Genomic DNA, 24,438 nt, shown 5'->3' with positions numbered 1-24,438 from the left:
AGTAGGATCGCCGGGACTCACTACCCGAGGCTTGTATGCTGATTCCCTACGACGCACTTGAAGTCGACACCCTGACCCGCCTCATCGAAGACTTCGTCACCCGCGACGGCACCGACAACGGCGATGAAACGCCCCTGGAAACGCGTGTTCTGCGTGTGCGTCAGGCACTGACCAAGGGCCAGGCGCTGATCGTGTTCGACCCTGAAAGCGAGCAATGCCAATTGATGCTCAAGCACGATGTGCCCAAGCATCTGTTCGACTGAGGGAGGCTCAGGGGTTGGGCACCGCGTGGGCAGCGGTGCCCTGGCGCTCAAGGATTTTCTGATACACCTCGGCCCGGTGCACGTGCACCCCGGTCGGTGCTTCCACACCAAATTTCACCTGGGGCCCATTCAACTCGAGGATGTGCAGGGTGATGTCATCGCCGATGGAGATGACTTCGCCTACGGCGCGGCTTAAGACCAGCATGGCGGTTGTCCTTATTCAGTGACAGGACCTTGACCATGCGCGCTAGAGCAGGCGGGCATCAATGCCTTGCGGCCAAATCAGGCCGCACCTACACCACAAGGTAACTTACCTGACAGACTGCGACCCAATCAGCCTTTGGCTGCCTGGGCCTTGGCGCGCATCTTGTCCGCCATGCTTGTCATCTCGTCGTACAGCAACTGCGGGTTTTTCTGCTTCAGCGCCCAGGCCATGCGGCCCTGCTCGTGAGGCAGGATCATGAACTCGCCCTGGGCCACCTGCTGGTAAATGTAATCGGCGATATCGGCCGCCGAGATCGGCGAGCTTTCCAGCAACTTGCCCACCTGGGCTTTCATTGCCGGGGTTGGCCCACGGAAGGAATCCAGCAGGTTGGTCTGGAAGAACGACGGGCAGACCACGTGCACCCCCACCTCCTGCTGCTTGAGCTCCACCAGCAGGCTTTCCGACAAAGCCACCACGCCGGCCTTGGCCACGTTGTAGTTGCTCATCGCCGGGCCTTGCATCAAGGCCGCCATCGACGCGATGTTGATGATGCGCCCCTTGCTCTTTTCCAGCAGCGGCAGGAACGCCTTGCAGCCCTTGACCACGCCCATCAGGTTGATTGCGATCTGCCAATCCCAGTCCTCCAGGGACAATTCGGCGAAGAAGCCGCCCGAGGCCACGCCGGCGTTGTTGACGATGACATCGATACCGCCGAGCTTGACCTCGCAGGCCTGGGCAAATGCCGTGAGCTGGCTGTAGTCGCGCACGTCACAACGCTGCACAAAGCCGTCACCGCCGACCTCGCGCACCCGCTTCAGGGTTTCCTGCAAGCCCGGCTCGCTGACGTCCGACAAGGCCAGTTGCCAACCCTCGCGCGCCCAGCGCAGAGCGATTTCGCGACCCAGGCCGGACCCGGCGCCAGTGATCATCATGCGATTTTGCATAGGAAGTAGCCTTGTGGTTCACGGAAGAAGTGATCGGCAGTGTAGCGAAGGTTTTTCCTACACCCACGTACCATCCAATTGATGAATGCCTCAGGCAAACCGGCGCCCGGGTGCGAGGGCGGCCTATAGCGCAAGTTCAATAATTTTCAACTAGACAGATGAAGTTGCGAGCGTATTAAAAGAAATAACACGGCGTGCAAAATGCTTTAAAAAAATAGTGAATTTTCTGTGAAGTGCCAGAGTCGGAGTTGTTAAGGCGTTCGTAAATAAACGGACCTTACTTTAAATAACCGGTCTTTGCAGAAGGCCTATAAGGAAGATAAACCATGAGCCTCATTCTGATCATTATCCTGATCCTCCTGCTGGTCGGTGGCCTGCCAGTGTTCCCGCACTCGCGTAACTGGGGTTACGGCCCCTCGGGTATCCTCGGTGTTGTACTGGTGGTGCTTCTGGTGCTGTTGTTACTCGGTCGGATATAAAACCCAGGCAAAAAAAAGAGGCCTCCAAGAGGCCTCTTTTTTATTGCCGATTAGTTAGTCCGGCTTGCCATCAACCACACCCGCGGTGTTATCCAACAGGCTCTTGGTAGCGGTTTGCAGGAACGACTCGAGTTTCTGCTTAAGCGCCGCCTCGTCCGGCGATTCAGGAATCACTTTGCCCGTGGGGTTTTCACCCAATTCGTATTCCCACAGCTTGGGTGGCATTTCCTTGGGCAATACCAGCACGCGATCAGCAGTGAGCAAGGCCACGGTCTGGTCGCTGCCCGATGGCTTGATCACGCCGAAGCCCTTGTCGCCTTCCGGCAGGTTCAGCAGGTCGCGGCCCCAGCACTGGTGCAGGGTGTCACCACCGAGGCGGCCCATGATGGTCGGCACGATGTCGATCTGAGTGCCCACGGTGTGGTCACGCTGGCCGAATTTTTCCTGGATACCCGGTGCGATCATCAGCATCGGCACGTTGAAACGGCCCAGGTCCATTTCGGTGATCTGCTGCTCGTTGCCAAACCCGTGGTCACCCACCACCACGAACAGGGTCTCCTTGAAGTACGGCTCTTTGCGCGCCTTCTCGAAGAACTGGCCCAAGGCCCAGTCGGAGTAGCGCATGGCGGTCAAGTGCTCGTCCAGGCTGCCACGGCCGGTGACCTTGTCGACCGGCAAAGGCGTCGGCAAGGCGTACGGGGTGTGGTTGGACAGGGTCTGCAGCAGCGCATAGAACGGCTTGCCGCTTTCACCGCGCGTTTTCAGCTCTTCCAGGCCACGGTTGAACATGTCCTGGTCGGACACGCCCCACGTCGGGTCGGAGAACACCGGGTTGACGAAGTCATTGCGGCCGATGAAGTTGGTCATGCCCTGGTTGCTGAAGAAGCCCGACTGGTTGTCCCAGGCAAAGTCGCCGTTATAGACATACACGTCGTCAAACTTGCGCGCGCTGAGCAGCTGCGGCAGGCCCGACAGCTTGTGGCTGCCTTCCGGGGTTTGCATCAGGTATTCGAAGCCCGGCAGGTTCGGGAAGCAGGCCATGGTGGCAAACATACCCTGGTGGGTGTGGGTGCCGTTGGAGAAGAAGCGATCGAACAGCAGGCCTTCCTTGGACAGCTTGTCGAAGTAAGGCGTGATGTTGCCGGGACGGCCCAAGGCGCCCACCGAGTGACCGGCGAAGCTTTCCATCAGGATCACCACCACGTTCTTGATCGGCAGGGTTTTCTCGGCCGGTGGCGTGTAGTCACGGCGCACGGCAGCGGTGTCGGTGTCCACCAGCTTCTCGGCCGGCAGTACCAGCATGTCGCGCACGGTCTGGGTGGCCAGCGGCTGCTCCAGGGTGGCCTTCCAGATGTTGGAACGCTCTTCGGAGAAACGCGACTTGGCGGCGGCGATCAGCGACAGAGTACCGTTGAGGCCCAGTTGGTTGGCGAAGTTCGATTCGGTGGTGTAGACGTCACCCCAACGCAGTGGCGGGCCCTGGCGCAGGGTGCCACGGATGGCGACCACGGCGATCAACAGGCAAACCACGAACACCGCAATGCGTGTGTACCACGGCGCCACTTGGCGGGTGCCGATGCTGCCGCCACTGAACGGGCCACGGGGGCGCGTTGCACGGTCGGCGCCCTTGAAGGCAATGCTCAGGATCAGCGTGCCCACGGCCCACGCCAGCAGGTAGCGCACCACCGGGAAACCGTACCAGAGCATGCTCATCACGGTTTTCGGGTCTTCCTTCACGTACTGAAAAACCAGGCCATTGAGGCGCTGGTGGAACTCACGGTAGAAGTCCATTTCCATCAGGCCCAGGAACAGGCAAATGCTGGACGCGACGGTCAGCCACAAACGGAAGAACCCACGTGCCGCCATGGCCCGCACGCTGAACAGGGCCAGCAGCAGCGGCACCAGCACGTACATCACCAGGCGGATATCCAGGCGCAGGCCGTTGGCAAACGCTTCCAGGAATGTCGAGGCCGGTGTGTCGAGGATCATCTCGCGGTTGTAGACCAGCAGCGCAAGGCGCAGCAGGGAGAACATCACCATCATGACCAGTGCGCAGAGCAGCGTGTACGCCAGATGGGATTTGACGGTCGGTTGCAGCAAGCGATTAGAAGCTCGCTGCTGACTCAGGGCGTCCGGGTTTGCCATGTCGTTTAAGGACCCATTGGAAGTTAAAGTTGCGAAATATTGCAGCGTCTTCCTACCGACACTCAAGCATGTAGGAAAACAGAGGCGGCGCTTTGGCGCGAATGGTGCCCCATCACTGCCAGCAACGCTATGGTTTACTGAGGATTAGCGCTTCTTTGTGGTGTTTTCCCTGGCATGAAAAAGATCTTTCCGGCAGAGAGTGGAAGCGTGGGAATTATCCGAGGGGAGTTGTGAAAATTCTGTGCAGCGAATATTTCGACACATAAATTTCTGGACGCACACAAAACAACGTGGGAACGAGCCGCCCGCAAAAACAGTGTGTCAGCCTGAGTTTCTGGTACTGATCCACCGCATTCGCGGGCAAGTCGAATCGTCGCACCGCCGCTCCCACATTGACTGTGTCCGCTTCGAATCGAGGGGGGATCAGATCCGCACGTTGCCACGCGGCCCGGCAATCGCCCAGATGATCAGGCCCAATACCGGCAACAACAGGATCAACAGGATCCACAGCACTTTGGCACCCGTGCTCGCGCCGCTTTTGAACACGTTGATGATCGCCCAGATATCCAGGGCGAGGATGATCAGCCCGATCAGGCTATTAAACGTGGAACCCATGGTGTCGCTCCTTAGTGAGGGGCATGCACTTGTAGGATAGTCAGCCCTGCCAGGGGTTCCGTTTTATTTCAGACGTGCAGGGCAATGCGCAACGCTTCCAACGACGGCTCGCCCTTGATGCCCACTTCGGCACACAGCTCCAGCACGCGCGGCAAGTCGTTGCCGTAGACCAGCACCGCCTGGATTTCGTCATCGAGCAACTGGCTGAAGTTGAGCAGCACGTAGCCACCGTCTTCCGGGCTGAGGGCGCTCATCTGGATCTGGATACGGTTGAGCGCCGTGAGGTCTTCGGTCTTGGCCAGTTGCTTGGGCTTGAGGTTGAACGCCACGCCAGGGCCGAACGAGGCGACGATCTGGGCGAATAGGTCGCCGTAGGTGTCGGCCTGGAACAGCACGGTATCGGGCAGGCTGCCAACCACGACCCACTCCCCCAGCGGAATAGGGAAGGTGTCGTCGTAGTTGATATCCGGGTTGGCCGCTAGAAAGGCCGCAGGGTCGGCGTAGGCCTGGGCCGCTTCATCGGCGATGCGCGCCACTTCGTCCTCGCCCATGACGCCGGCGCTGATTTTGCTGATGAGTTCGACGAGGGCGGTTTTCATGGGGCGATCCTGTGGCGGGCGGGTTTTCGAGGGCGCGTAGCCTACACCAGTTTCTGCAGCTGCGCCGCCGTATCCACTGCGCCCATGGTCTGGGCCGCGGCCAGCGCAGTAGCACCCTGGGCATCAACAGCCTTGGGGTTGGCCCCCTGACCGAGCAGGTACTCGACCATTTCGACACGGTTGAACATCGCCGCCATCATCAACGCCGTACGCCCGTCGGAAGAGGCCGCATCCACCGGCGCTCCGCCTTCAATCAGCGCCTTGACCACCGCCAGGTTGCCCTTGAACGCCGCACCGGCCATGGGCAATTGGTTCTTGTCGTTGGCGATCTGTGGGTCGGCCTTGAATTCCAGCAGCACTTTCACCGCGTCGGCGTGGCCGTGATAGGCCGCGAGCATCAGCAACGTGTCGCCATTGTGGTTACGGAAGTTGGCGGGCAAGCCCTTGGCCAGCAACGCTGCGAGCATGGCTGCGTCGCCGCGGCGGGCCACGTCGAAGACCTGTTCGGCAAATTCGGCGGCTTCGTCTTCGGTCATTTGTTTGGCGTGGTCTGACATGTGGGGCTCCTTGTCTGGTGCTTTATAGGCGCCCAGTGTCGCGAGGGAGTTCCCACCTGTCATGGCTTTTTTGTCAAAAGCGGCCATAGGCAGAATCAATAACGCCGCCTTTAATAACGAAAGTGCCCACCCTGAATCTGCGCCAACAGTTGACCGGTCACCGGCACGTAGCAGTCCGAACCCGGCAGCCACGCATAGACCGGGTCATTGCCCGCCTTCTCCGGGTCAAAGGCCTCCTCCTTGAGCTTGACCTTCTGGTACTTGAACGTGCCGGTGGTTTCCATCTTCACCTTGATCCGCAGGAACAGCGGCACCGCATAGTGGGGCAACTGGCCGTGGGCGAACCGCAACAATTCACGCATGTCCAGTGAGGCCAGGGACTCGCTCGGCGTGATGGCGACCATCCCGGCACGGCCGTTGGTGTTTTCGATCTCCACGCCATAGGCCACCACTTCGGCGATCTGCGGGTGTTGCAGCAACACGTTCTCGACTTCGGTTGTGGACACGTTCTCCCCCTTCCAACGATAGGTGTCCCCCAGGCGGTCGACGAATTGCGCGTGACCAAAGCCGATGCTGCGCACCAGGTCGCCGGTATTGAAGTAGCGGTCGCCCTTTTCGAACACGTCGGTGAGGATCACCTTGCGGTTCTTTTCCGGGTCGGTGTAGCCGTCATAGGGTGACTTCTCATCGATCCTGGCCAGCAACAGGCCCTGTCCGCCTTTTTTCACTTTCAGCATGAAACCATCGCTGCCACGCACCGGCTCTCCCGTGTCGTGGGCGTAGTCCACCAGCGCCCAGTGCTGCAGGCAAAAGCCGACGGTGTTGTCGAAATTCAAGATATTGGTGAAGCCGATATTGCCGTCGCTGGCGGCATACAACTCGCAGATATGCGCCACGCCATGACGCGCCTTGAACTGCGCCCACACCCCAGGCCGCAGGCCGTTGCCGACCATCTTGGTCACGCTGTGATCACGGTCTTTTTCGCTGGCGGGCTGGTCGAGCAGGTAGCGGCACAACTCACCGACATAACCGAGGGTGGTGGCCTTGAACCTGCGCGCATCATCCCAGAACTGGCTGGCGCTGAACTTGCGCCGGATGGCGAACCCCGACGCGCCGACAATCGCCGAGCCCCAGCACACACACAGGCCGGTGGCGTGGTACAGCGGCAGGGTGCAATAAAGGACATCCTCCGGCCCCATGTCCAGGGCGATGCTGCCGAAGCTGACGGCGGTCTTGGTCCAGCGGCCATGCTTCATGATGCCGGCCTTGGGCAACCCCGTGGTGCCGGAGGTGTAGATATAGAAGCAGGGGTCGTTGAAGAAGATTTGCGCGGTGCTCGGCGGGTTGTCCGCCGGGGACTCGGCGCTGGCGGTGATCAGGTCGACGTAGCCGTCGGGCACTGCGCTGGCCTGCTGGTCGGCGACAAACCAGGTGTGCTCGGCGGGAATCTGCACCTGATGACGCACCGCTTCATAGGACGCCACCAGTTCCGCCCCCACCACAATCGCTGCCGGGCTCACCAGGTTCAGGCTGTGCACCAGCGCGGCCTGGGTCTGCGCCGTATTGAGCATGGCGCAGATACCGCCCAGCTTGGCCACGGCCAGCACGCTGAGCAGCAATTCGGGGCGATTCTCGATGAACAACGCCACCACATCCCCCTTGCGGATGCCCTGGTCATGCAGGTAGTGGGCAATGCGGTTGGCGCGACCGTTAGCCTCACGGTAGGTAAGGCAGGTATCGGCATACAGCAGCGCGACGCCATCGGGGTTGCGCAATGTGGCCTGCTCAAAATGCCAGCCCAGGCCGCAGGGCTGCGCGGGGTCGGTGACATTGGCCGCGCGCATGCCGCGCACCACCCGAGGCAGGGCCCGGACAATGGTGGGCACCTTACGCAGCATCATGCCCCAGGTGATCATGTCGTTTGGCGGTTGGCTCATGGGGAACGTCCTTTTTCTTATTCTTCGTAGGATCCTGAAACAGCGACGCTTCTGTAGGCAGGAGGTCGAATGTCTTGCAGGAAAATACGCCAGCCATTCTTGGACTGTACATGCGGGATTTGAAAAGTTTTGTATCCCGAACCCCTGCGTTCAGTTAAATGGAATTACCCCCGCAGACAGCAGTCGATAGAAGGACTGGACGCCGAGACGTCACGGAAAAAACCCGGCCCGGATAGCGCAAAATGCAGGATGCACGATGGCCATTCATGCAAATTGCACGAAATCGAAAATCGCATATTTTTATAAGTAATTGATTTATAAGGTTTTTTATAGATAGCCAATACTGGCACAATCACTGCACCTATCACTCCATGCTTGCCAACTTGAGCCAACGGAGCTGATAGACATGAGCCTGATCCAAGATAAATTCGCTTCTGTATTCTCCCAATACGACGTCACCACCCAGCCGCGCCCGGACGGCGGCATCCTGTTGACCCTGCGCAACAGCGAAGGCAAACAGGTCAAGCGCTCGATCTCGTACCAACAGCTGCACACCGCCGATCAACTGACCTGGGTGATCAGCGCCATTCGCCGCGACCTGGCCGAGCAAGCCAGCGAGCTGCCACAGATTTCGATGCTGCAAAGCCAGAACCGCTTTGCCCTGCCGACTTACCATTCGGCCTAAGCACCGGCACAAAAAAGGGCCGCGACGCCGTTGAGCGTCGCGGCCCTTTTTTTGCCCTCAATACAGCCCCAGGCGGGCCGCTTCGTTCATTGCCTGCACACGATTGGTGACCTGCAGCTTGCCGTAGATATTACGCAGGTGAAACTTCACGGTGGCTTCGGAGACCGCGCGAATCTGGCTGATTTCCCAGACGGTTTTCCCTTCTGCCGCCCAGCGCAAGATCTCAAGCTCTCTAACCGTAAGGGTTTTGCCCGACTGGCTCAGGCGCCTTCTTGTCGCGATCGGCGCAGTAACCGGCTTACGGCATGAATCCTCGGGGCCGCTCATGACTCTCTCCTTCTTATTATCGGATGCCCCCGCCCATCTTCGGATTCCTCCGATTGACAGACGTTATAAACATAGGGGCAGGAGAGAGTTACATAATGAAAGGAATGAAAGCATAGGGTGCCGAATAAACAGCAGGGTCTCACAGATTGTTAGGCCGCTTCCCACACCAACTTCCAACTGGCCGGGGTTGATCATTCTTACGTTTGCGCCTAGTCATCCAACCCTGGAAAGCCCGAGGCCAGGGTGTCGCCGGTGAACATCGGTACCCAGCCTTGGGCTGTATCGAACATGCGCAGTGCCACGAAGTGCGGGTTTTCACCCATGTCGAACCAGTGAGGCAAGCCGGCCGGAATCAGCAGCAAATCATTCTTTTCGCAGCGCACGGCGTAGACATAGTCACCCACATGCAGGCAAAACAGGCCCTGGCCAGCCAGGAAAAAACGCGCATCGTCTTCGCTGTAGCGGCGTTCATCCAGGAACTGGGCGCGCATTTCGGCCGCTTGCGGGTGGCCGCCCGTGACACTCAGCAGCTCGACCGAGCGGTAACCCAGGGCGTCGATCTGCGGCTGGTAGGCCGCAATCATTTCAGCCGCGCTGGCGCCCTTCTCTATCGGGCTGGGCTGCCAACGCTCGAACCGCACGCCGTGCTCGGCCAGGGTCGACACAATATCGTCGAAGTGGGTGAGCACCTTGTTCGGGGTATCAGGCGTGGCGATGTGATAAACGGCGACATAACTCATTGCACGGTTCCTCTATTCGGCTCTTGCAAGCGCAGGCCAATGATAACGGCGGCCGCCAGGGCCGCGACGCTGGCGATACTGAATGTCAGGGTCGGCCCCAGCAGGTTCCAGCTGTAGCCGGCATACAGGGCGCCCAACGCGCCACCGGTCCCGGCCAGCGCGGCATACAACGCCTGGCCCTGGCCTTGCTGGCGGTCGCCGAAGCTGCGTTGCACAAAAGCAATCGCTGCCGCATGAAAACTGCCGAACGTCGCGGCGTGCATGACTTGCGCCAACAGCAATACCCACAGGTATTCGGCAAACGAGCCCAGCAACAACCAGCGCAGCGCGGCCAACAGAAAGCTGGCCAGCAGCACGCGGCGCACGGAGAAGCGCGTGAGAATACGGCTCATGGCCAGGAACATCAGCACTTCAGCTACCACCCCCAGCGCCCAGAGCATACCGATCACACCACGGCTGTAGCCCAGGTGTTCCAGGTGCAGGGTGAGGAAGGTGTAATACGGGCCGTGGCTCAGTTGCATCAGCGCCACGCAGGCATAGAACGCCAGCACGCCGGGGCTGAGCAGTTGCTTGAGGAAACCATCACCGGCCAGGCGATTGCCGTGGGTGGTGGGCTGTGCGTTTGGTACCCACAGGCTGGCGCCGATGATACCGGCCATGATCACCACGACCACCACCGGGTAGATGTCCAGGCTCAGCCAATCGAACAGACGGCCCATGATGACCACGGTGAGGATAAAACCGATGGAGCCCCACAGCCGCACCTGGCTGTAGCGTGAGGTCTGTTTGTGCAGGTGGGCCAGGGTGATCACTTCAAACTGCGGCAGCACCGCGTGCCAGAAGAACGCATGCAGCGCCATCACCAGCGCCAGCCAAGCGTAGGTCTTGCTGACGAAGATCAGCGAAAAACTGGCCAGGGTGCACACCGCGCCGAAACGCACGATGGCCAGGCGCCGACCGGTGTAGTCCCCGAGCCAGCCCCACAGGTTGGGCGCCACGCAACGCATCAGCATGGGGATGGCCACCAGCTCGCCGATGCGCGCGCTGGAGAACCCCAGGTGATCGAAATACAGCGCCAGGAACGGTGCCGTCGCGCCCAGCAGGGCGAAGTAGAAGAGGTAGAAGCTGGAGAGGCGCCAGTAGGGGAGGGCTTGGGTCATGGTGTATTAAGGGGCTGCTTCGCAGCCCAGCGCGAGCAAGCTCGCTCGCCACAACAAGCTCGCTCATCACACAGGGCTGTCACAATTGGCCCAGTACCGGGGTACTCACGCGCACATCGGCGTTTTGTCCGCGATTGCGCAGCAGGTGGTCCATCAGCACGATGGCCATCATCGCCTCGGCAATCGGCGTGGCACGGATGCCCACGCAGGGGTCGTGACGGCCCTTGGTGATCACGTCCACCGGGTTGCCGTGCACATCGATCGAACGGCCCGGCGTGGTGATGCTCGACGTGGCCTTGAGTGCCAGGTGCGCCACGATCGGCTGGCCGGAAGAAATGCCACCGAGGATGCCGCCCGCGTTGTTGCTGAGGAAACCTTCCGGGGTCAGCTCGTCGCGGTGCTCGGTGCCACGTTGGGACACACAGGCGAAACCGGCGCCGATTTCCACACCTTTCACGGCATTGATGCTCATCAGCGCGTGGGCCAGTTCGGCGTCCAGGCGGTCGAAGATCGGTTCGCCCAGGCCAGGCTTGACGCCTTCGGCCACCACGGTGATCTTGGCACCGACCGAGTCCTGGTCGCGGCGCAGCTGGTCCATGTAGGCCTCCAGCTCTGGCACCTTGTCCGGGTCGGGGCTGAAGAAGGCGTTGTCTTCGACGCTGTCCCAGGTCTTGAACGGGATTTCGATCGGGCCCAGCTGGCTCATGTAGCCACGGATCACAATGCCCTGGGTGGCCAGGTACTTCTTGGCAATCGCACCGGCTGCTACGCGCATCGCGGTTTCGCGCGCGGAACTGCGGCCACCGCCACGGTAATCACGCTCGCCGTATTTGTGGTGGTAGGTGTAGTCGGCGTGGGCCGGGCGGAACAGGTCCTTGATGGCCGAGTAGTCCTTGGACTTCTGGTCGGTGTTGCGGATCAGCAGGCCGATGGCGCAACCGGTGGTGCGGCCTTCGAACACGCCGGAGAGGATCTCGACTTCGTCGGGCTCCTGGCGCTGGGTGGTGTGGCGGCTGGTGCCGGGCTTGCGGCGGTCGAGGTCACGCTGCAGGTCTTCCAGAGACAGCTCCAGCCCCGGCGGGCAGCCGTCGACAATGGCGACCAACGCCGGGCCATGGCTTTCGCCCGCGGTGGTGACAGTGAACAGTTTGCCGAAGGTATTGCCGGACATGCAGGGCGCTCCGTGAAATCAGTTGAATCAAGTCAACCGTAATAACTTAAGGGCGCCAGTATACGCAGGCTAATCGACTAGTTCATCCTCGAAACCTTACCGGTAGACCTCTGTCCAACCGGCACCTCTCTCATAATGGCGCGATGATGCTGCGAGTTCTGCTGTTTACCCTCACCCTGTTTACCGCCGTGGCCCAGGCCGCCTCCCCCGTCGTGCTGCAACGTCCCATCAGCCTGGACACCGGCAGCGGCGAGCTGTTTGGCTCGTTGCTGCTGCCCCAGTCCGACACCCCGGTGCCGGTGGTGCTGATCATCGCCGGCTCCGGCCCCACGGACCGCAATGGCAACAGCGCCGACGGCGCACGCAATGACAGCCTCAAGCGCCTGGCCTGGGTACTGGCCCGGCATAACATCGCCAGCGTGCGCTACGACAAGCGCGGCGTGGCCGCCAGCCTGGCCGCCACCCCGGACGAACGCAACCTGACCCTCGACGCCTATGTGGCTGACGCCGTGGCCTGGGGCAAGCTGCTCAAGGCCGACAAACGCATGGGCCCGCTGATCGTGCTGGGCCACAGTGAAGGCGCGTTGGTGGCGGCCCTTGCCGCGCCGCAACTCGACCCGGCCGGGGTCATTTCCTTGTCCGGCAGCGCCCGCCCGGTCGATCAGGTGATCCGCCAGCAACTGGCCGACCACCTGCCCCCTGCCCTGCTGCTGCGCAGCAATGAAATCCTCGACCACCTCAAGGCTGGCCAGGTGGATGCCGATGTGCCGGGCCCGTTGGAGGGGATTTTCCGGCCGAGCGTACAGCCTTACCTTATCAGCCTGTTCCGCGCCGATCCCTCTGCCGCCTTTGCGAAGTTGAAGATGCCGGCCCTGATCCTCCAGGGCACCAACGATATCCAGGTGGGCGTGGGCGATGCCCGGCAACTGAAAAAGGCCAAGCCCGATGCGCAGTTGGCGGTGATCGAAGGCATGAACCACGTGATGCGCATCGTGCCCAACAACGTGAAGGAACAATTGGCCTCCTACAACGACCCGCAATTACCCCTGGCCGCCGAGCTGGGTGAGCGTGTGGTGCGCTTTATCGGCGGACTTGGGCCCCGTTAAGCGACTATTTGCCTCCAGTCCTGGAGAAAGCGGCCGATAAGCCCAGTGTCGACAGTAAAAAGACTGCCGACTCGCTGGGCTTGGACAGGATCGCGCCGCATGACAACCACTGAAGCAACACCGGAACCGACCGCCGAAACCCCGGCTGAAAAAACCGAGGCCAACGACGCGGCCGCCTTGCCGTGGGCGGACGTGCAGGCCGAACATTTCAAGATGCTGCGCCTGGCGCCCCTGGCCACGGATCGCGCCACCGGCGTGCGGCCACTGCGCTTCGTGCAGTTCGGCTACGCCGAGCGCCACGATAAACGCCACAGCCTGTTGCGCATGGTGATTCAATTGCCGGGGCAACGGGTGCGCCGCGAGCAGAACCATTTGGACATCTGGGTCGACCACGACACCCATCGTGTGCATTTCGGCCCGGGCAACAGCCTGGAAATCGAACCCGCCAACCGTGGCATCGGCCGTTTCCTCGTGGCACAAGGGGCGGCGTGGGCGAAGAAGAAGTGGTCCCACTACCGCGTCGACGGTGTGGACCTGGCCAACAAGGATGCACTGAACGAAGCCACGCGCCTGCGCCGCGACCACTTCCTGCGTATCCAGGGGTTTGATGTGGCTTACGCCGATGTGCAGCACCTAAAGGGCAACGTGCAACCGGGCAAGGTCAGCGACGTACTGGACAGCTGGAACACTGAGAAGCTGCAGTTCGTGGAGATCCTCGAAGCCGCGCAGATGCTGCAGCAGGCCGAACAGAACCTGGCAGAGCAGGAAGTGAAGCTGCGCAAGGAAGAGGAAAAGGTCACCAAGTTCAAGCGTGAAGACAGCGGCTTGCGCTTTACCATCACCTGCCTGGTGGCGTTTACCGTGTTTCAGGCGGGGCTGTTGATCTGGATTGCCACGCACCGCTGACAGCGGCTGAAATGCGGTCAAACAGGTGGGAGCTGGCTTACCTGCGATAGCGGCAGTGAATTCACCATCGCTATCGCAGGCAAGCCAGCTCCCACATTGACCGCGTTCTATCTTGCGATTGGGTTAAATGCGAGCGGCGAAGACGGCCTGATGCTGGCGGCACTGCTCGGCCGTCAACATGAATACGCCGTGACCGCCGCGCTGGAAGTCCAGCCAGGCAAAATCCACTTCCGGGTACAACGCCTCGACGTGCACCTGGCTGTTGCCCACCTCAACGATCAGCAACCCCTTCTCGGTCAGGTGGTCTGCCGCTTCGGCCAACATGCGCCGCACCAGGTTCAAGCCATCATCACCGCAGGCCAGGCCCAGTTCCGGTTCGTGCTGGTATTCGTCGGGCATGTCGGCGAAATCTTCGGCATCGACATACGGCGGGTTGGACACGATCAGGTCAAAACGCTGGCCCGGCAGGCCGTCGAAGCCATCGCCCTGTACGGTGTACACGCGCTCATCGACGCCATGACGTTCGATGTTCTGGTTGGCCACTTCCAGCGCTTCGAAGGACAAGTCCCCCAATACCACTTCGGCGTCCTGGAACTCATAGGCGCAGGCAATGCCGATGCAACCGGAGCCGGTGCACAGGTCGAGGATGCGCGCCGGTGGTTGCGCGAGCCAGGGCTCGAAGCGGTTTTCGATCAGCTCGCCAATCGGGGAACGCGGGATCAACACGCGTTCATCGACAATAAACGACAGCCCGCAGAACCACGCCTCTTTCAGCAGGTAGGCGGTGGGCACGCGCTCATGGATACGACGATGCAGCAGACGCTGCACATGGGAGATTTCTTCTTCTTCGAGGTTGCAGTCCAAGTAGCTGTCAGCAATTTCCCATGGCAGGTGCAAGGCACCGAGCACCAATTGCCGGGCTTCGTCCCAGGCATTATCGGTGCCATGGCCGAAAAACAGGTCTTCCCCATGGAAACGGCTGACAGCCCAACGGATGTGGTCGCGCAAGGTGCGCAGGCGGGATGTGATCACGGGGGAGAACTCCTGGAAAAAACGACGGGCGATTCTAACAGCCTTCGCCTGTCCCTTCGATGTACGAAAATCCTTCGCCATCCGTCGGATTTCATCCATTTTGCCATCATTGCGCTAAACAACCCGCCCACTTGACATGGCTGCACGCCAACAACGGCGTACCTTACGATGGTAGCGGTTCACAGAACCGCTCAGCCAGTGGACAATGTCGCAAAAGCCCCCCTCACAGGAGCCCCAGAATGTCCGTTCCAAAGACGATGTTTCAACTCAGCGGTCGCGGTTACTCAGCAGCCAACCTGAACCATGCGACCCTCGTGATCATCGACGCCCAGAAGGAATACCTCAGCGGCCCACTCGCCCTTTCGGGCATGGATGCGGCGGTTGGCAACATCAAGCAGTTGGTCGCTGCAGCACGTAACGCCGGACGTCCCATCGTGCATGTGCGCCACCTCGGTACCGTGGGCGGCCTGTTCGACCCCCAGGGCGAGCGCGGCCAGTTCATTCCCGGCCTGGAACCCGAAGGTGACGAAACCATCATCGGTAAGCTGCTGCCCAGCGCATTCCACGGCACCGGCCTGGAAAAACACCTGCAAGACCTTGGCTCCCTCGACCTGATCGTGTGCGGTTTCATGAGCCACTCCAGTGTCAGCACCACCGTGCGCGCGGCCAAGAACCTGGGCTTTCGCTGCACCCTGGTGGAAGACGCCTGCGCCACCCGCGACCTGCCTTACAAAAGCGGCATCCTGAGCGCCGAGCACGTGCAACAGACCGAAATGGCCATCATGGCCGACAACTTCGCCACCCTGGCGTTGACCAAAGATCTGATCTGATCGACCTTCCGGTGAGCGGCGCGGCCGGTCTACGGCCCCGCTCATCCGCAAAGCCCTCTCATTTGGCGCATTTACCCCTCCCCCCGGAACAACCTGTGTATTGTCCGGTCGAAGGGCCGATACCCTGGAGGAAAGGTCGGAATGAAGATATCCGATGGTTTTGATGCTCGTCGCTTGCGCCCCAAGGGCCCGAGCAACTGGCGTCTGCGCCTGGTGGCTGGCTTTGCCGCGCTGCTGGCGATTGTAGGTTTGTTGATGGCTGGCGCGGGTGGCGCCGGGTTGTTAGGTCACTCTCCCGCCCTGGGCGAATTGAACGCCAGCCCTGGCGGTTCGGCTATCCTGTTGGCGATCGGGCTGCTGGTGCTGTGGTTGGGCATTTGGTTGTGGCGCCGTAGTCGTCGAAAAATGCGCCAGCCGTTGTCGCTCAACATCGCTTCGCACCTGATGAAAAAGCACGACTGATGGCGCTTGGATAGCGTTTCCTGCGCCCCGGCCGCCGCGATTTAGGTAAACTGCCCGCCCTTCGCGGAGGCTGACATGCAAGACGACGATTTTTCCCTGTTCAAAAACGAGCTGCGCGGCGTCAAGCCGATCAAGCACGACCGTGCCGACACCGGTAAACCCAAGGCTGACCGCGCGCAGATCGCCAAGCTGCGCCAGGCCGCGACCGTGCGCACCGATGCAACCACCGTGGACGGCCTGTCGGACCAGTTCGTGATCGACGTCGGCCCCGAAGACGAGCTGATGTGGGCCCGCGATGGCGTGCAGGAAAGCCAGATGCGCAAGCTCAAGATCGGCCAGATCCCCTTCGAGGGCAGCCTGGACCTGCACGGCATGACCGTGGAAAAAGCCCGGGAGACCCTCTGGGCCTTCCTGGCCGAAGCCACCCGGTTCGAAATCCGCTGCGTGCGCGTCACCCACGGCAAGGCCGTGCGGCTCGATGGCAAGCGGCCAATGATCAAGAGTCACGTCAATACCTGGTTGCGCCAACACGCCCAGGTGCTCGGCTTTACCTCGTGCCAGGCCCGCCACGGCGGCGCGGGTGCCGTGTATGTGATGCTCAAGCGCACCATGATGGAAGGCCGCGACGAGTAACAACTGCCATCGTCAGGCTTGCAGCGATGTGTCCGCCACCGTAACCTTGCGCTTTGCGAAAATCCCACAGGTAGTTTCATGTCCCTGGAACAGAATTACACCGCGATCCTCGGCCAGCTCGGCGAGGACGTTTCCCGCGAGGGCCTGCTCGACACGCCAAAGCGTGCCGCCAAGGCGATGCAGTACCTCTGCCGCGGTTATGAACAGACGCTGGAAGAAGTCACCAACGGTGCCTTGTTCAGCTCCGACAACAGCGAAATGGTGCTGGTCAAGGACATCGAGTTGTACTCGCTGTGCGAACACCACCTGCTGCCGTTCATCGGCAAGGCCCACGTGGCGTATATCCCGAGCGGCAAAGTGCTGGGCCTGTCGAAGGTCGCGCGGATTGTCGACATGTACGCCCGCCGCCTGCAGATCCAGGAAAACCTCAGCCGCCAGATCGCCGATGCGGTCCAGCAGGTGACCGGTGCCCTGGGCGTTGCCGTGGTGATCGAAGCCAAGCACATGTGCATGATGATGCGTGGCGTCGAAAAACAGAATTCGTCGATGATCACCTCGGTGATGCTCGGTGAGTTCCGCGAAAACGCGGCCACCCGCAGCGAATTCCTCAGCCTGATCAAGTAATCGGCTGGGCAGGAAAAGACCGGCGTTCATCGCCGGTTTTTTTTCACCCGCAGAATTGCTGTAAGCTGCGACCCCTTCTGTTCTGGGCAAGAGGTTCAAGCCATGTTCGTCAAAGCACTTCGAGTGGGCCTCGGCCACGTCATCATCGCGGGCGACTTCCTGACCCGTCCACGTAAAAAGCAGCGCCCTGCCGAACAGCAGGCACAGGTGAACGAGGCCGCCAAGGACCTGACCCTGTACCAGTTCCACGCTTGCCCGTTTTGCGTGAAGACCCGCCGCACCCTGCACCGCCTGAATGTGCCGGTGGCGTTGAAGGACGCCAAGAACAACGAGCAGGACCGCCAGACCCTGCTGGAGCAAGGCGGCAAGATCAAAGTGCCGTGCCTGCGCATCGAAGAGAACGTCCAGACCACCTGGATGTACGACTCCAAGGTGATCATCGACTACCTGGACAAGCGCTTCGCCGCGGTCTGATACGCGCGAGGTAACCCTTGTGGGAGCTGGCTTGCCTGCGATAGCGGTGTATCAGTAGCAAAAGTGCAAGCTGACCCGCCGCTATCGCAGGCAAGCCAGCTCCCACATTTAGTTCGGTGTTATCAAATCCAGTTCCAGCAGCGCCGAGCCCAGGCACTTGCCATGGGCATCCAGCGCCAGCGAACGCGTCACCCCGCCACGCAAAATCCCCGGCAGCACGAAGTTCAGCGCCTGCACATTGGGCAATTCATACCGTCGTACCGGCGCCGCCCCTGTATCCCGCAAGCCCGCAAAGAACTCAGCCACACGCTCAGCCGTCAGGTGCTCACACAGCAATGGATAATCTTCGGCCCGGTACGCAATGATCGAGATGTTCGACGTGTCGCCCTTGTCCCCGGTACGGGAATGGGCCAGCGTGTGCAGCTTCATGCTTGAATCCTCGGATTGACCTTATCGCGTGGCAGTAATAACGACGCCACCGCCACCACCTGCCGCACGCTTTTACTCGCCCCACCGCCGCCCGACGGGCCGTTGGTGTAGAGGGTTTCCACCTCATTGCCCACGCGCACCGCTTCGCTGCGCGCTTCACAACGGGCTGCTACGCGCAGGCGCACTTCCCAGGGTTCAACGCCGCTGCGCGGGCCGTGCAGCGAGTCCATGCCGATCAATTCGGCGCGTACGTCCTGCATCTTCACGCCCATCAATTCCAGGCGCTTGAGCACCACATCCCGCGCCAGTTGGGCCCGTGCGACAGCGCCAGGCCCGCCGTAGGACATCTGCCCTTCGCCAATCCAACCGTCCAGATAACCGACACTGACTTTCAACTGTTCGGGCCGCGAACGCCCTCCCGCGCCCTGGGCACGCACCCGATCAACGCTTTCTTCAACAAACCCGACCTTGGAAAAATCGGCCGTCACATCCGGCGTCAGGTACGCCGACGGGTCATGCACCTCATAGATCAATTGCTCCGTACACGTAGCGCGGCTGACGCGACCACCTGAACCGTTGACCTTGGTGATCAGCGCTTCACCCTCGGCATCGATCTCGGCCAACGGAAAACCCAGGCGCGCCAGGTCATCCACATCCTTGAACCCGGGGTCAGCGAAGTAACCACCGCTGACCTGCCCGGCACACTCAAGCAAATGCCCCACCAGCGTGCCGCGCCCCAGGCGCTGCCAATCGTCCTGCGCCCAGCCGAATTCAAACATCTGCGGCGCCAGGAACAGCGAAGGGTCAGCCACGCGCCCGGTGATCACCACGTCCGCATCCGCGTGCAACGCCTGCAGAATGCCGTCGACACCCAGGTAGGCGTTCGCCGAAAGCAGCCGCTCGCCCAAGGAGCCAACGGTCTGGCCGTTATCCAGCAAGAACTCGGGTTGCAAGGCCTGCAATACGTCATCGCCGACCACGGCAACCACCTTGAGAACCCGGCCCAGCTCAGCCGCAATCCGTCGCACTTCATCAGCCGCCGCCACCGGGTTGGCCGCGCCCATATTGGTGATCACTCGCAAGCGTCGGCGCCCCGCCTTCGTGCCGACAAAGGGCAGCACGCGGCGCATGCGTTCACTCAGCAGCGGGTCGTAGCCGCCCGCTGGGTCGTTGATCCGTGCCTGTTGCGCCAACGCGATCGTGCGTTCAGCCAGGCACTCGAACACCAGGTAATCCAGGTCGCCTTGTTCGGCCAGTTCCACGGCGGGCTCGATACGGTCGCCGGAGTAGCCGGCGCCGGAACCGATGCGCAAGGTTTTCATCTCAAATCACTCCCAGGAGCAACGCGGTCAGGGTCATCAACACCGACGCGGCAAACAGAAACGGAATGGTGAAGCGCTGGTGATCGGCCAATTCGATCTTGCACAGGCCCACCAACAGGAAGGTTGCGGGGGTCAGCGGGCTGACCGGGAAACCGGTGGTGTGCACGCCCAGCAACGAGGCCTGGGCCACTTGCAGCGGGTCGACGCCCAGGGCCTTGCCCACTTCGGCGATCACCGGCATCACGCCAAAATAGTAGGAATCGGGGTCGAACAGCATGCTCAGCGGCATGGAAATAAAGCCCACCACTGCCGGGATCAACTGGCCATGGCCGGCCGGGATCTGCGCCACCGCCACTTCGGCAATCGCCTTGAGCATGCCGGTGCCTTGCATGATGCCGGTGAACACGCCGGCGGCGAGCAGGATGCTGGCCATGGTCAGGGCGGTTTTCGCATGGGCGTCAATGCGTGCACGCTGGGCGTCCACGTTCGGGTAGTTGATGCACAGCGCGACCACGGTGCCGAGCATGAACATCACCACCGGATCGACCCAGCCGGCGATCATCACCACCATCACCAGCACGGTCAGTACCAGGTTGACCCAGAACAGACGCGGGCGACGCAGCTTGATGTCATCGTCGCTGAGCACCCGTTGCGGCACCGCACCCACCGAGGAACCGGCGCCCAGGCCCAGGCGTTTTTCCTCACGGCGCCCCAGCCACCAGGCGCAGGCGAACACAAAGATCAAACCGACGATCTGCACCGGAATCAACGGCTGGAACAGGTCAGCCACCGGCACATGCAGGGCCGCCGAGGAGCGCAGGACGGGGCCGGTCCATGGCAGGAAGTTGACCCCGGCCGCCATCGCACACACACAGGCGAGGATGCGTTTGTCGATGCCCAGCCGCGTATACAGCGGCAACATCGCCGGCACCGTGACCAGGAAGGTCACTGCGCCGGAACCGTCCAGGTGCACCAGCAACGCCAGGGTGGCGGTGCCTACAACAATGCGCGTAGGACGCGTCCCTACCGTGCGCAGGATGCGATCAATGATGGGGTCAAGCATGCCGGCGTCGGTCATGATCCCGAAAAACAGGATGGCAAACACAAACATGCCCACCACGGGGGCGACGTTCTTGATGCCGGTGATGATAAAGGCGCTGGTTTGCAGGCCGAAACCGCCGAGCAGCGCAGCGATGATCGGCAAGGCGATCAGGGCTACCAGGGGCGAGAGGCGTTTGCTCATGACGGCAGCGAGCAGGCACAGGATGGTGATGACACCCAGGGTTGCGAGCATGGGTTACTCCAGAGCGGCCTTGGTGGCCGGTTATTGTTTTCCCTGGAGTATTGGAAGCGGGTTAGTCTTTGTAAATTGGAATATTCACCGGTCAGTGTTCGGAAAAACAAAATGAAGAACAGCATCCAACACATTCAAGCGTTTCTTGCCGTGGCCCGTACGGGCAGTTTCACCAAGGCGGCCAACGAACTGCACCTGTCACCTTCGGCATTGACTGTGCAGGTGCAACAGCTGGAAGACTGGCTCGGTGTCGCCCTGCTCGACCGCAGCCCGCGGCATGTCAGCCTCACTGCGGCCGGCCAGGACGCCCGTGGGCCCATGGAAAAACTGCTGCTGGACCTGGACAACATCGTCACCGGCTCCCGCGACCTGGCGGCCTTGCGCCGGGGCGTGGTCACCATTGCCGCCCTGCCCTCGGTATGCGCCGGCACCTTGCCGCCCGTGCTGCGCCTGTTCCGCGAGCGTTTTGCCGGGATCGAAGTGCGCCTGCATGACCTGGTAGCCCACCGCATTCACGCCCAAGTACGTTCCGGCGAAGTGGATTTTGGTATTGGCGTGCGGGCGCGGCTCAGCCACGGGCTGGGGTTCGTGCCGGTGCTCAATGATCGCCTGTGTGCGTTTGTACCGGTGAGCCACCCCCTCACTCGTCACCGCCAACTGACCCTTGAGCAACTGGCAGACCAGCCGATCATCCTGACCGGGCGCGACAGCAGCGTGCGTGAGCAAGTGGATGGGTTGTTCGATGAGACGCGACTGACGCTGAACGCGGGCATGGAAGCCAACTACATGTCGACAGTATTGGCACTGGTGCGTCAGGGATTGGGGATCAGTGTGCTGCCGGAATCGGCGGCGGACAGTCTGGAGGGGTTGAAGCGCATCCCCATCGATCACCCCGGCGTGAACCGGGAAATCGGGTTGATCACGCGCAGCGGGATGGGCTTGAGCCCTGCCGCGCAGCGGTGCTTTGACCTGCTGAACGAGCAATTATCTGATAAACCGCAGCGCTAAAATTAGAGCAGGCTTGTGTGGGAGCCGGGCTTGCCCGCGATGGCATCACCTCGGTACAACTGACAGACCGAGTTGCCCGCATCGCAGGCAAGCCAGTTCCCACATCTGAACCGTATTATCAGTCCAGCATCGCGACGTGTTTTGGATGGTTGGCAACGCGAGCCAGCCACGCCTGCACGCCCGGGTAGGCGTCCAGGTCAAAACCACCCTCGTGGGCCACGTGGGTGTAGGCATACAAGGCCACGTCGGCAATGGAGAACTGCTCACCCACCAGGTACGGCGTCAGTTGCAGCTGGCGCTCCATGACTTTCAGCGCCTTGTAGCCGCCTTTGTGCAGCTTCTTGTATTCCTCGAGGCGATCTTCTGGCAGTCCCAGGTAAAACTGAATGAAGCGCGCCACTGCGATATACGGCTCATGGCTGTACTGCTCGAAGAACTGCCATTGCAGCACCTGGGTGCGCAGGCGTGGCTCGCTGGGCAGGAACTCGCTGCCATCAGCCAGGAAGTTGAGGATCGCGTTGGATTCCCACAGGCAGGTGCCGTCTTCCAGCTCCAGCACCGGGATCTTGCCGTTGGGGTTCTTGGCCAGGAATTCAGGGGTCTGGGTGTCGCCCTTGAGAATATCGACATCGATCCATTGATACGGGATGCCCAGCAAGTTGAGCATCAATTTGACCTTGTAGCAGTTGCCCGACTTGTAATCGCCATAAACCTTGTACATGGACCTTCCCCTTATGCCGCTTGCGCGTGCTGTGCTTGACGGACCACTGCGGCCAAACGCTTGAGACCTTCGTCCAAACGGGCCGGGTCGATATGACTGAAATTGAGTCGCAGCGAACCATGGTGCTGGTCCGGCTCGGAAAAGAACGGTTCACCGGGCATGAACGCGACGTCCTGATCGAGCGATGGAGCCAACAAAGTGCGGGTATCCAGCGGCTGTTTCAAGGTCAGCCAGAAGAATAATCCGCCCTGGGGCACTTGCCAGTCGGCCAGGTCCGCAAAATGACGCTCCAGCGCAGCCTGGAATGCATCGCGGCGTTCACGGTAAAAGCTGCGCAGTTCCACCCGATGCTGCTGGTATTTTTCGCTGCCGATCCACTGCATTGCCTGCCATTGCCCGACGCGATTGGTGTGCAGATCCGCCGACTGCTTGAGCTTGAGCAGGTGCGGAAACAGGTCCGGGCTGGCGATCAAATAGCCGACACGCAGGCCCGGCAGCAAGGTCTTGGACACTGTGCCGGTGTAGATCCAGCTGGCTTTTTTCAGGCGCCCGGCGATGGGTTTGGCGCTGCCGCCGTCGAAGGTCAGCTCGCGGTAAGGCTCGTCTTCGATCAGCGTCACGCCAAATTCATCGAGCAAGGCTGCGACCGCCGCGCGCTTGGCCTCGCTGTAACGCACGGCCGAAGGGTTCTGGAAGGTCGGGATCAGGTAGATGAACGCCGGGCGGTGGCGCTCAAGCCTGGCACGCAAGGCCGCCAGGTCGGGGCCATCGGCTTCCAACGGCACGGTGAGGCAGTCGGCGCCGAACAGCTGGAAGATTTGCAGCGCGGCCAGGTAGGTCGGGCCTTCCAGCAGGATCGGCGTGCCCTTGTCGATGTACAGCTTGGCCGCCAGGTCGAGGGTTTGCTGGGAGCCACTGACCACCAGCACCTGGCTGGCCTGGCACGGCACGCCCAGGGCGCGGGCCTCGGCGGCGAGCAATTCGCGCAGTTGCGGCTCGCCTTCGCTCATGCCGTATTGGCCGATGGTCAAGGGCATGGCGTCCCAGTTCAATGCCGGCAACATCGCTTCGGCCGGCAGGCCGCCGGCAAACGACATCACTTCCGGACGCTGGGCAGCCGCGAGGATTTCACGGATCAAGGAGCTTTTGAGGCGCGTAACACGTTCTGAGAAGGCCATAAGGTCACCGCTAGCGAAGCCTGTGGGAAATACGTCAAACTGGTTGACCGAAATTACGACGACTTCAACGGATACGTCAATATGCTTGACCTTAAAAATCCCGCCAGCCAGCAAGAAGCCATGGAAGCCTTCTTCTTCGGCTACCAGGCCTTTACCGCCAAGGCCGATGAAATGCTTGAGCGCCGTGGCCTGAGCCGGGTGCACCAGCGCATCGTGTTTTTTATTGCGCGTTACCCGGCCTTAAGCGTGAAGGAGTTGCTGGAACTGCTCGGCGTGAGCAAGCAGGCGCTGAACATCCCGCTGCGCCAATTGCAGGAAATGCACCTGGTGGACAGCGTCGCGTCCGAGACTGACAAGCGCAAACGCCTGCTGCAATTGAGTGAGGAAGGCGTACGACTGGAGCAGTCGCTGCGGCGTGAGCAGGTGAAGCTGTTGCAGCGGGCCTTCGGCGAAGCCGGGGAAGAGGCCGTCAGTGGCTGGCTGGCGGTCAACCAAGCGCTGTGTGCTACCCGTAATGTGTAACGGTCGCATGCCTGATTAACCAGGCGCCTAAGCGTTTTTCGCCGGCAAGCCGGCTCCTACAGGAGCCATT

Annotated in this window: 29 protein-coding genes; 12 read left to right on the top strand and 17 right to left on the bottom strand. The window is 61.1% G+C overall.

The features are described 5' to 3' along the window. The first annotated feature begins 35 nt into the window (after positions 1–35). Positions 36–263, top strand: a complete 228-nt coding sequence (locus tag HX803_RS14070; protein WP_064453367.1) for a YheU family protein — start codon at positions 36–38, stop codon at positions 261–263. A 7-nt stretch (positions 264–270) separates the two neighbouring features. Here the strand turns inward: HX803_RS14070 and csrA are convergent, their stop codons facing one another. Together csrA and HX803_RS14060 are read right to left on the bottom strand one after the other, a co-directional pair. Continuing rightward, positions 271–468 (bottom strand): carbon storage regulator CsrA, encoded by a 198-nt coding sequence (csrA, locus tag HX803_RS14065; protein ID WP_178921383.1) that lies wholly within the window; start codon positions 466–468, stop codon positions 271–273. 128 nt (positions 469–596) lie between these two features. Then, positions 597–1,412: an SDR family oxidoreductase gene (locus tag HX803_RS14060; RefSeq protein WP_178921381.1), complete on the bottom strand. Its 816-nt coding sequence runs from the start codon at positions 1,410–1,412 to the stop codon at positions 597–599. A gap of 326 nt (positions 1,413–1,738) precedes the next feature. Between HX803_RS14060 and HX803_RS14055 the strand changes: the two genes are divergently transcribed. Further along, positions 1,739–1,891: a DUF3309 family protein gene (locus HX803_RS14055; protein WP_015885095.1), complete on the top strand. Its 153-nt coding sequence runs from the start codon at positions 1,739–1,741 to the stop codon at positions 1,889–1,891. A 54-nt stretch (positions 1,892–1,945) separates the two neighbouring features. Here HX803_RS14055 and HX803_RS14050 read toward each other — a convergent pair whose 3' ends face one another. The 5 genes from HX803_RS14050 to HX803_RS14030 form a co-directional block, all read right to left on the bottom strand. Then, on the bottom strand, positions 1,946–4,036 hold the full coding sequence (locus HX803_RS14050) for an LTA synthase family protein (protein ID WP_178921379.1): 2,091 nt from the start codon (positions 4,034–4,036) through the stop codon (positions 1,946–1,948). Positions 4,037–4,459: 423 nt separating this feature from the next. Then, the gene (locus tag HX803_RS14045; RefSeq protein WP_003192770.1) at positions 4,460–4,651 is read right to left on the bottom strand and encodes a PLDc N-terminal domain-containing protein; all 192 of its coding nucleotides are present in this window, start codon (positions 4,649–4,651) and stop codon (positions 4,460–4,462) included. A 68-nt stretch (positions 4,652–4,719) separates the two neighbouring features. Further along, positions 4,720–5,250, bottom strand: a complete 531-nt coding sequence (locus HX803_RS14040; RefSeq protein WP_178921377.1) for a hypothetical protein — start codon at positions 5,248–5,250, stop codon at positions 4,720–4,722. A 41-nt stretch (positions 5,251–5,291) separates the two neighbouring features. Then, positions 5,292–5,807: an ankyrin repeat domain-containing protein gene (locus HX803_RS14035; RefSeq protein ID WP_178921375.1), complete on the bottom strand. Its 516-nt coding sequence runs from the start codon at positions 5,805–5,807 to the stop codon at positions 5,292–5,294. A gap of 110 nt (positions 5,808–5,917) precedes the next feature. Beyond that, positions 5,918–7,744: a long-chain-acyl-CoA synthetase gene (locus tag HX803_RS14030; protein ID WP_178921373.1), complete on the bottom strand. Its 1,827-nt coding sequence runs from the start codon at positions 7,742–7,744 to the stop codon at positions 5,918–5,920. Between the two features lie 406 nt (positions 7,745–8,150). Here HX803_RS14030 and HX803_RS14025 point away from each other — a divergent pair, with 406 nt between their 5' ends. Continuing rightward, on the top strand, positions 8,151–8,429 hold the full coding sequence (locus HX803_RS14025) for a DUF3509 domain-containing protein (protein ID WP_016970113.1): 279 nt from the start codon (positions 8,151–8,153) through the stop codon (positions 8,427–8,429). A 57-nt stretch (positions 8,430–8,486) separates the two neighbouring features. Here HX803_RS14025 and HX803_RS14020 read toward each other — a convergent pair whose 3' ends face one another. The 4 genes from HX803_RS14020 to aroC all read right to left on the bottom strand — a co-directional run bounded on the left by HX803_RS14020 (position 8,487) and on the right by aroC (position 11,827). Then, the gene (locus HX803_RS14020; protein ID WP_178921372.1) at positions 8,487–8,756 is read right to left on the bottom strand and encodes a response regulator transcription factor; all 270 of its coding nucleotides are present in this window, start codon (positions 8,754–8,756) and stop codon (positions 8,487–8,489) included. A 209-nt stretch (positions 8,757–8,965) separates the two neighbouring features. Continuing rightward, positions 8,966–9,496, bottom strand: coding sequence for an acireductone dioxygenase (locus tag HX803_RS14015; protein ID WP_178921370.1), 531 nt, complete (start codon positions 9,494–9,496; stop codon positions 8,966–8,968). Then, positions 9,493–10,656, bottom strand: coding sequence for an MFS transporter (locus tag HX803_RS14010; protein WP_178921368.1), 1,164 nt, complete (start codon positions 10,654–10,656; stop codon positions 9,493–9,495). The genes HX803_RS14015 and HX803_RS14010 overlap by 4 nt, the downstream gene beginning before the upstream one ends. Before the next feature lie 79 nt (positions 10,657–10,735). Beyond that, the gene (gene aroC / locus HX803_RS14005; RefSeq protein WP_016976377.1) at positions 10,736–11,827 is read right to left on the bottom strand and encodes a chorismate synthase; all 1,092 of its coding nucleotides are present in this window, start codon (positions 11,825–11,827) and stop codon (positions 10,736–10,738) included. 143 nt (positions 11,828–11,970) lie between these two features. Between aroC and HX803_RS14000 the strand changes: the two genes are divergently transcribed. After that, entirely contained in the window at positions 11,971–12,933 is a 963-nt protein-coding gene (locus tag HX803_RS14000) for an alpha/beta hydrolase (protein WP_178921366.1), read from the top strand. Positions 12,934–13,032: 99 nt separating this feature from the next. Next, positions 13,033–13,839: a hypothetical protein gene (locus tag HX803_RS13995; RefSeq protein ID WP_176998079.1), complete on the top strand. Its 807-nt coding sequence runs from the start codon at positions 13,033–13,035 to the stop codon at positions 13,837–13,839. 123 nt (positions 13,840–13,962) lie between these two features. Here HX803_RS13995 and prmB read toward each other — a convergent pair whose 3' ends face one another. Next, entirely contained in the window at positions 13,963–14,871 is a 909-nt protein-coding gene (gene prmB / locus HX803_RS13990; protein WP_178921364.1) for a 50S ribosomal protein L3 N(5)-glutamine methyltransferase, read from the bottom strand. A 239-nt stretch (positions 14,872–15,110) separates the two neighbouring features. Between prmB and HX803_RS13985 the strand changes: the two genes are divergently transcribed. The 5 genes from HX803_RS13985 (at position 15,111) to HX803_RS13965 (ending at position 17,894) form a co-directional block, all read left to right on the top strand. Beyond that, the gene (locus HX803_RS13985) at positions 15,111–15,701 is read left to right on the top strand and encodes a cysteine hydrolase family protein (RefSeq protein WP_178921362.1); all 591 of its coding nucleotides are present in this window, start codon (positions 15,111–15,113) and stop codon (positions 15,699–15,701) included. A 141-nt stretch (positions 15,702–15,842) separates the two neighbouring features. Beyond that, positions 15,843–16,163 carry a hypothetical protein gene (locus HX803_RS13980; RefSeq protein WP_178921360.1) on the top strand — a complete coding sequence of 107 codons (321 nt, stop codon included), beginning with the start codon at positions 15,843–15,845 and terminating at the stop codon, positions 16,161–16,163. Between the two features lie 75 nt (positions 16,164–16,238). Next, positions 16,239–16,796: a Smr/MutS family protein gene (locus HX803_RS13975; RefSeq protein ID WP_178921358.1), complete on the top strand. Its 558-nt coding sequence runs from the start codon at positions 16,239–16,241 to the stop codon at positions 16,794–16,796. A gap of 78 nt (positions 16,797–16,874) precedes the next feature. Further along, positions 16,875–17,420: a GTP cyclohydrolase I FolE gene (gene folE / locus HX803_RS13970; RefSeq protein ID WP_003204506.1), complete on the top strand. Its 546-nt coding sequence runs from the start codon at positions 16,875–16,877 to the stop codon at positions 17,418–17,420. A gap of 102 nt (positions 17,421–17,522) precedes the next feature. Then, the gene (locus HX803_RS13965) at positions 17,523–17,894 is read left to right on the top strand and encodes a glutathione S-transferase N-terminal domain-containing protein (RefSeq protein ID WP_178921356.1); all 372 of its coding nucleotides are present in this window, start codon (positions 17,523–17,525) and stop codon (positions 17,892–17,894) included. 108 nt (positions 17,895–18,002) lie between these two features. Here HX803_RS13965 and HX803_RS13960 read toward each other — a convergent pair whose 3' ends face one another. Genes HX803_RS13960 through HX803_RS13950 form a run of 3 tightly spaced genes read right to left on the bottom strand, consistent with a single transcriptional unit; the run spans position 18,003 to position 20,939 of the window. Beyond that, positions 18,003–18,323, bottom strand: coding sequence for a hypothetical protein (locus tag HX803_RS13960; protein WP_178921354.1), 321 nt, complete (start codon positions 18,321–18,323; stop codon positions 18,003–18,005). Continuing rightward, on the bottom strand, positions 18,320–19,645 hold the full coding sequence (locus tag HX803_RS13955; RefSeq protein ID WP_178921352.1) for an acyclic terpene utilization AtuA family protein: 1,326 nt from the start codon (positions 19,643–19,645) through the stop codon (positions 18,320–18,322). The genes HX803_RS13960 and HX803_RS13955 overlap by 4 nt, the downstream gene beginning before the upstream one ends. 1 nt (position 19,646) lies before the next feature. After that, on the bottom strand, positions 19,647–20,939 hold the full coding sequence (locus HX803_RS13950; RefSeq protein WP_178921350.1) for a CitMHS family transporter: 1,293 nt from the start codon (positions 20,937–20,939) through the stop codon (positions 19,647–19,649). Between the two features lie 111 nt (positions 20,940–21,050). Here HX803_RS13950 and HX803_RS13945 point away from each other — a divergent pair, with 111 nt between their 5' ends. Further along, the gene (locus HX803_RS13945) at positions 21,051–21,947 is read left to right on the top strand and encodes a LysR family transcriptional regulator (protein ID WP_178921348.1); all 897 of its coding nucleotides are present in this window, start codon (positions 21,051–21,053) and stop codon (positions 21,945–21,947) included. Positions 21,948–22,065: 118 nt separating this feature from the next. Here the strand turns inward: HX803_RS13945 and HX803_RS13940 are convergent, their stop codons facing one another. Continuing rightward, positions 22,066–22,668: a glutathione S-transferase family protein gene (locus HX803_RS13940; RefSeq protein WP_178921346.1), complete on the bottom strand. Its 603-nt coding sequence runs from the start codon at positions 22,666–22,668 to the stop codon at positions 22,066–22,068. Positions 22,669–22,679: 11 nt separating this feature from the next. Beyond that, positions 22,680–23,846 (bottom strand): PLP-dependent aminotransferase family protein, encoded by a 1,167-nt coding sequence (locus HX803_RS13935; RefSeq protein WP_178921345.1) that lies wholly within the window; start codon positions 23,844–23,846, stop codon positions 22,680–22,682. A gap of 81 nt (positions 23,847–23,927) precedes the next feature. Between HX803_RS13935 and HX803_RS13930 the strand changes: the two genes are divergently transcribed. After that, positions 23,928–24,368: a MarR family winged helix-turn-helix transcriptional regulator gene (locus HX803_RS13930; RefSeq protein ID WP_178921343.1), complete on the top strand. Its 441-nt coding sequence runs from the start codon at positions 23,928–23,930 to the stop codon at positions 24,366–24,368. Positions 24,369–24,438 lie beyond the last annotated feature (70 nt).

This window comes from Pseudomonas sp. P7548, from assembly GCF_013386585.1.
In the GTDB taxonomy this organism is placed as follows: domain Bacteria; phylum Pseudomonadota; class Gammaproteobacteria; order Pseudomonadales; family Pseudomonadaceae; genus Aquipseudomonas.
The sequence above is the reverse complement of the archived record's forward strand: the minus strand, read 5'-3'. Positions and strand labels throughout refer to the sequence as shown.

Excerpts from the sequence above, each read along its gene's own strand:
- HX803_RS14010 (WP_178921368.1), bottom strand. The coding sequence starts at position 10,656 with ATGACCCAAGCCCTCCCCTACTGGCGCCTCTCCAGCTTCTACCTCTTC.
- folE (WP_003204506.1), top strand. The coding sequence starts at position 16,875 with ATGTCCCTGGAACAGAATTACACCGCGATCCTCGGCCAGCTCGGCGAG.
- HX803_RS14020 (WP_178921372.1), bottom strand. The coding sequence starts at position 8,756 with ATGAGCGGCCCCGAGGATTCATGCCGTAAGCCGGTTACTGCGCCGATC.
- HX803_RS14045 (WP_003192770.1), bottom strand. The coding sequence starts at position 4,651 with ATGGGTTCCACGTTTAATAGCCTGATCGGGCTGATCATCCTCGCCCTG.
- HX803_RS13980 (WP_178921360.1), top strand. The coding sequence starts at position 15,843 with ATGAAGATATCCGATGGTTTTGATGCTCGTCGCTTGCGCCCCAAGGGC.
- HX803_RS14000 (WP_178921366.1), top strand. The coding sequence starts at position 11,971 with ATGATGCTGCGAGTTCTGCTGTTTACCCTCACCCTGTTTACCGCCGTG.
- HX803_RS14015 (WP_178921370.1), bottom strand. The coding sequence starts at position 9,496 with ATGAGTTATGTCGCCGTTTATCACATCGCCACGCCTGATACCCCGAAC.
- HX803_RS13955 (WP_178921352.1), bottom strand. The coding sequence starts at position 19,645 with ATGAAAACCTTGCGCATCGGTTCCGGCGCCGGCTACTCCGGCGACCGT.
- HX803_RS13950 (WP_178921350.1), bottom strand. The coding sequence starts at position 20,939 with ATGCTCGCAACCCTGGGTGTCATCACCATCCTGTGCCTGCTCGCTGCC.
- HX803_RS13940 (WP_178921346.1), bottom strand. The coding sequence starts at position 22,668 with ATGTACAAGGTTTATGGCGATTACAAGTCGGGCAACTGCTACAAGGTC.
- aroC (WP_016976377.1), bottom strand. The coding sequence starts at position 11,827 with ATGTCCGGCAATACCTTCGGCAAACTGTTCACTGTCACCACCGCGGGC.
- HX803_RS14040 (WP_178921377.1), bottom strand. The coding sequence starts at position 5,250 with ATGAAAACCGCCCTCGTCGAACTCATCAGCAAAATCAGCGCCGGCGTC.
- HX803_RS14060 (WP_178921381.1), bottom strand. The coding sequence starts at position 1,412 with ATGCAAAATCGCATGATGATCACTGGCGCCGGGTCCGGCCTGGGTCGC.
- HX803_RS13930 (WP_178921343.1), top strand. The coding sequence starts at position 23,928 with ATGCTTGACCTTAAAAATCCCGCCAGCCAGCAAGAAGCCATGGAAGCC.
- HX803_RS13985 (WP_178921362.1), top strand. The coding sequence starts at position 15,111 with ATGTCCGTTCCAAAGACGATGTTTCAACTCAGCGGTCGCGGTTACTCA.
- HX803_RS14025 (WP_016970113.1), top strand. The coding sequence starts at position 8,151 with ATGAGCCTGATCCAAGATAAATTCGCTTCTGTATTCTCCCAATACGAC.
- HX803_RS14055 (WP_015885095.1), top strand. The coding sequence starts at position 1,739 with ATGAGCCTCATTCTGATCATTATCCTGATCCTCCTGCTGGTCGGTGGC.
- HX803_RS14050 (WP_178921379.1), bottom strand. The coding sequence starts at position 4,036 with ATGGCAAACCCGGACGCCCTGAGTCAGCAGCGAGCTTCTAATCGCTTG.
- HX803_RS13935 (WP_178921345.1), bottom strand. The coding sequence starts at position 23,846 with ATGGCCTTCTCAGAACGTGTTACGCGCCTCAAAAGCTCCTTGATCCGT.
- csrA (WP_178921383.1), bottom strand. The coding sequence starts at position 468 with ATGCTGGTCTTAAGCCGCGCCGTAGGCGAAGTCATCTCCATCGGCGAT.
- HX803_RS13945 (WP_178921348.1), top strand. The coding sequence starts at position 21,051 with ATGAAGAACAGCATCCAACACATTCAAGCGTTTCTTGCCGTGGCCCGT.
- HX803_RS13995 (WP_176998079.1), top strand. The coding sequence starts at position 13,033 with ATGACAACCACTGAAGCAACACCGGAACCGACCGCCGAAACCCCGGCT.
- HX803_RS13975 (WP_178921358.1), top strand. The coding sequence starts at position 16,239 with ATGCAAGACGACGATTTTTCCCTGTTCAAAAACGAGCTGCGCGGCGTC.
- HX803_RS14070 (WP_064453367.1), top strand. The coding sequence starts at position 36 with ATGCTGATTCCCTACGACGCACTTGAAGTCGACACCCTGACCCGCCTC.
- HX803_RS14030 (WP_178921373.1), bottom strand. The coding sequence starts at position 7,744 with ATGAGCCAACCGCCAAACGACATGATCACCTGGGGCATGATGCTGCGT.
- HX803_RS13960 (WP_178921354.1), bottom strand. The coding sequence starts at position 18,323 with ATGAAGCTGCACACGCTGGCCCATTCCCGTACCGGGGACAAGGGCGAC.
- HX803_RS14035 (WP_178921375.1), bottom strand. The coding sequence starts at position 5,807 with ATGTCAGACCACGCCAAACAAATGACCGAAGACGAAGCCGCCGAATTT.
- HX803_RS13965 (WP_178921356.1), top strand. The coding sequence starts at position 17,523 with ATGTTCGTCAAAGCACTTCGAGTGGGCCTCGGCCACGTCATCATCGCG.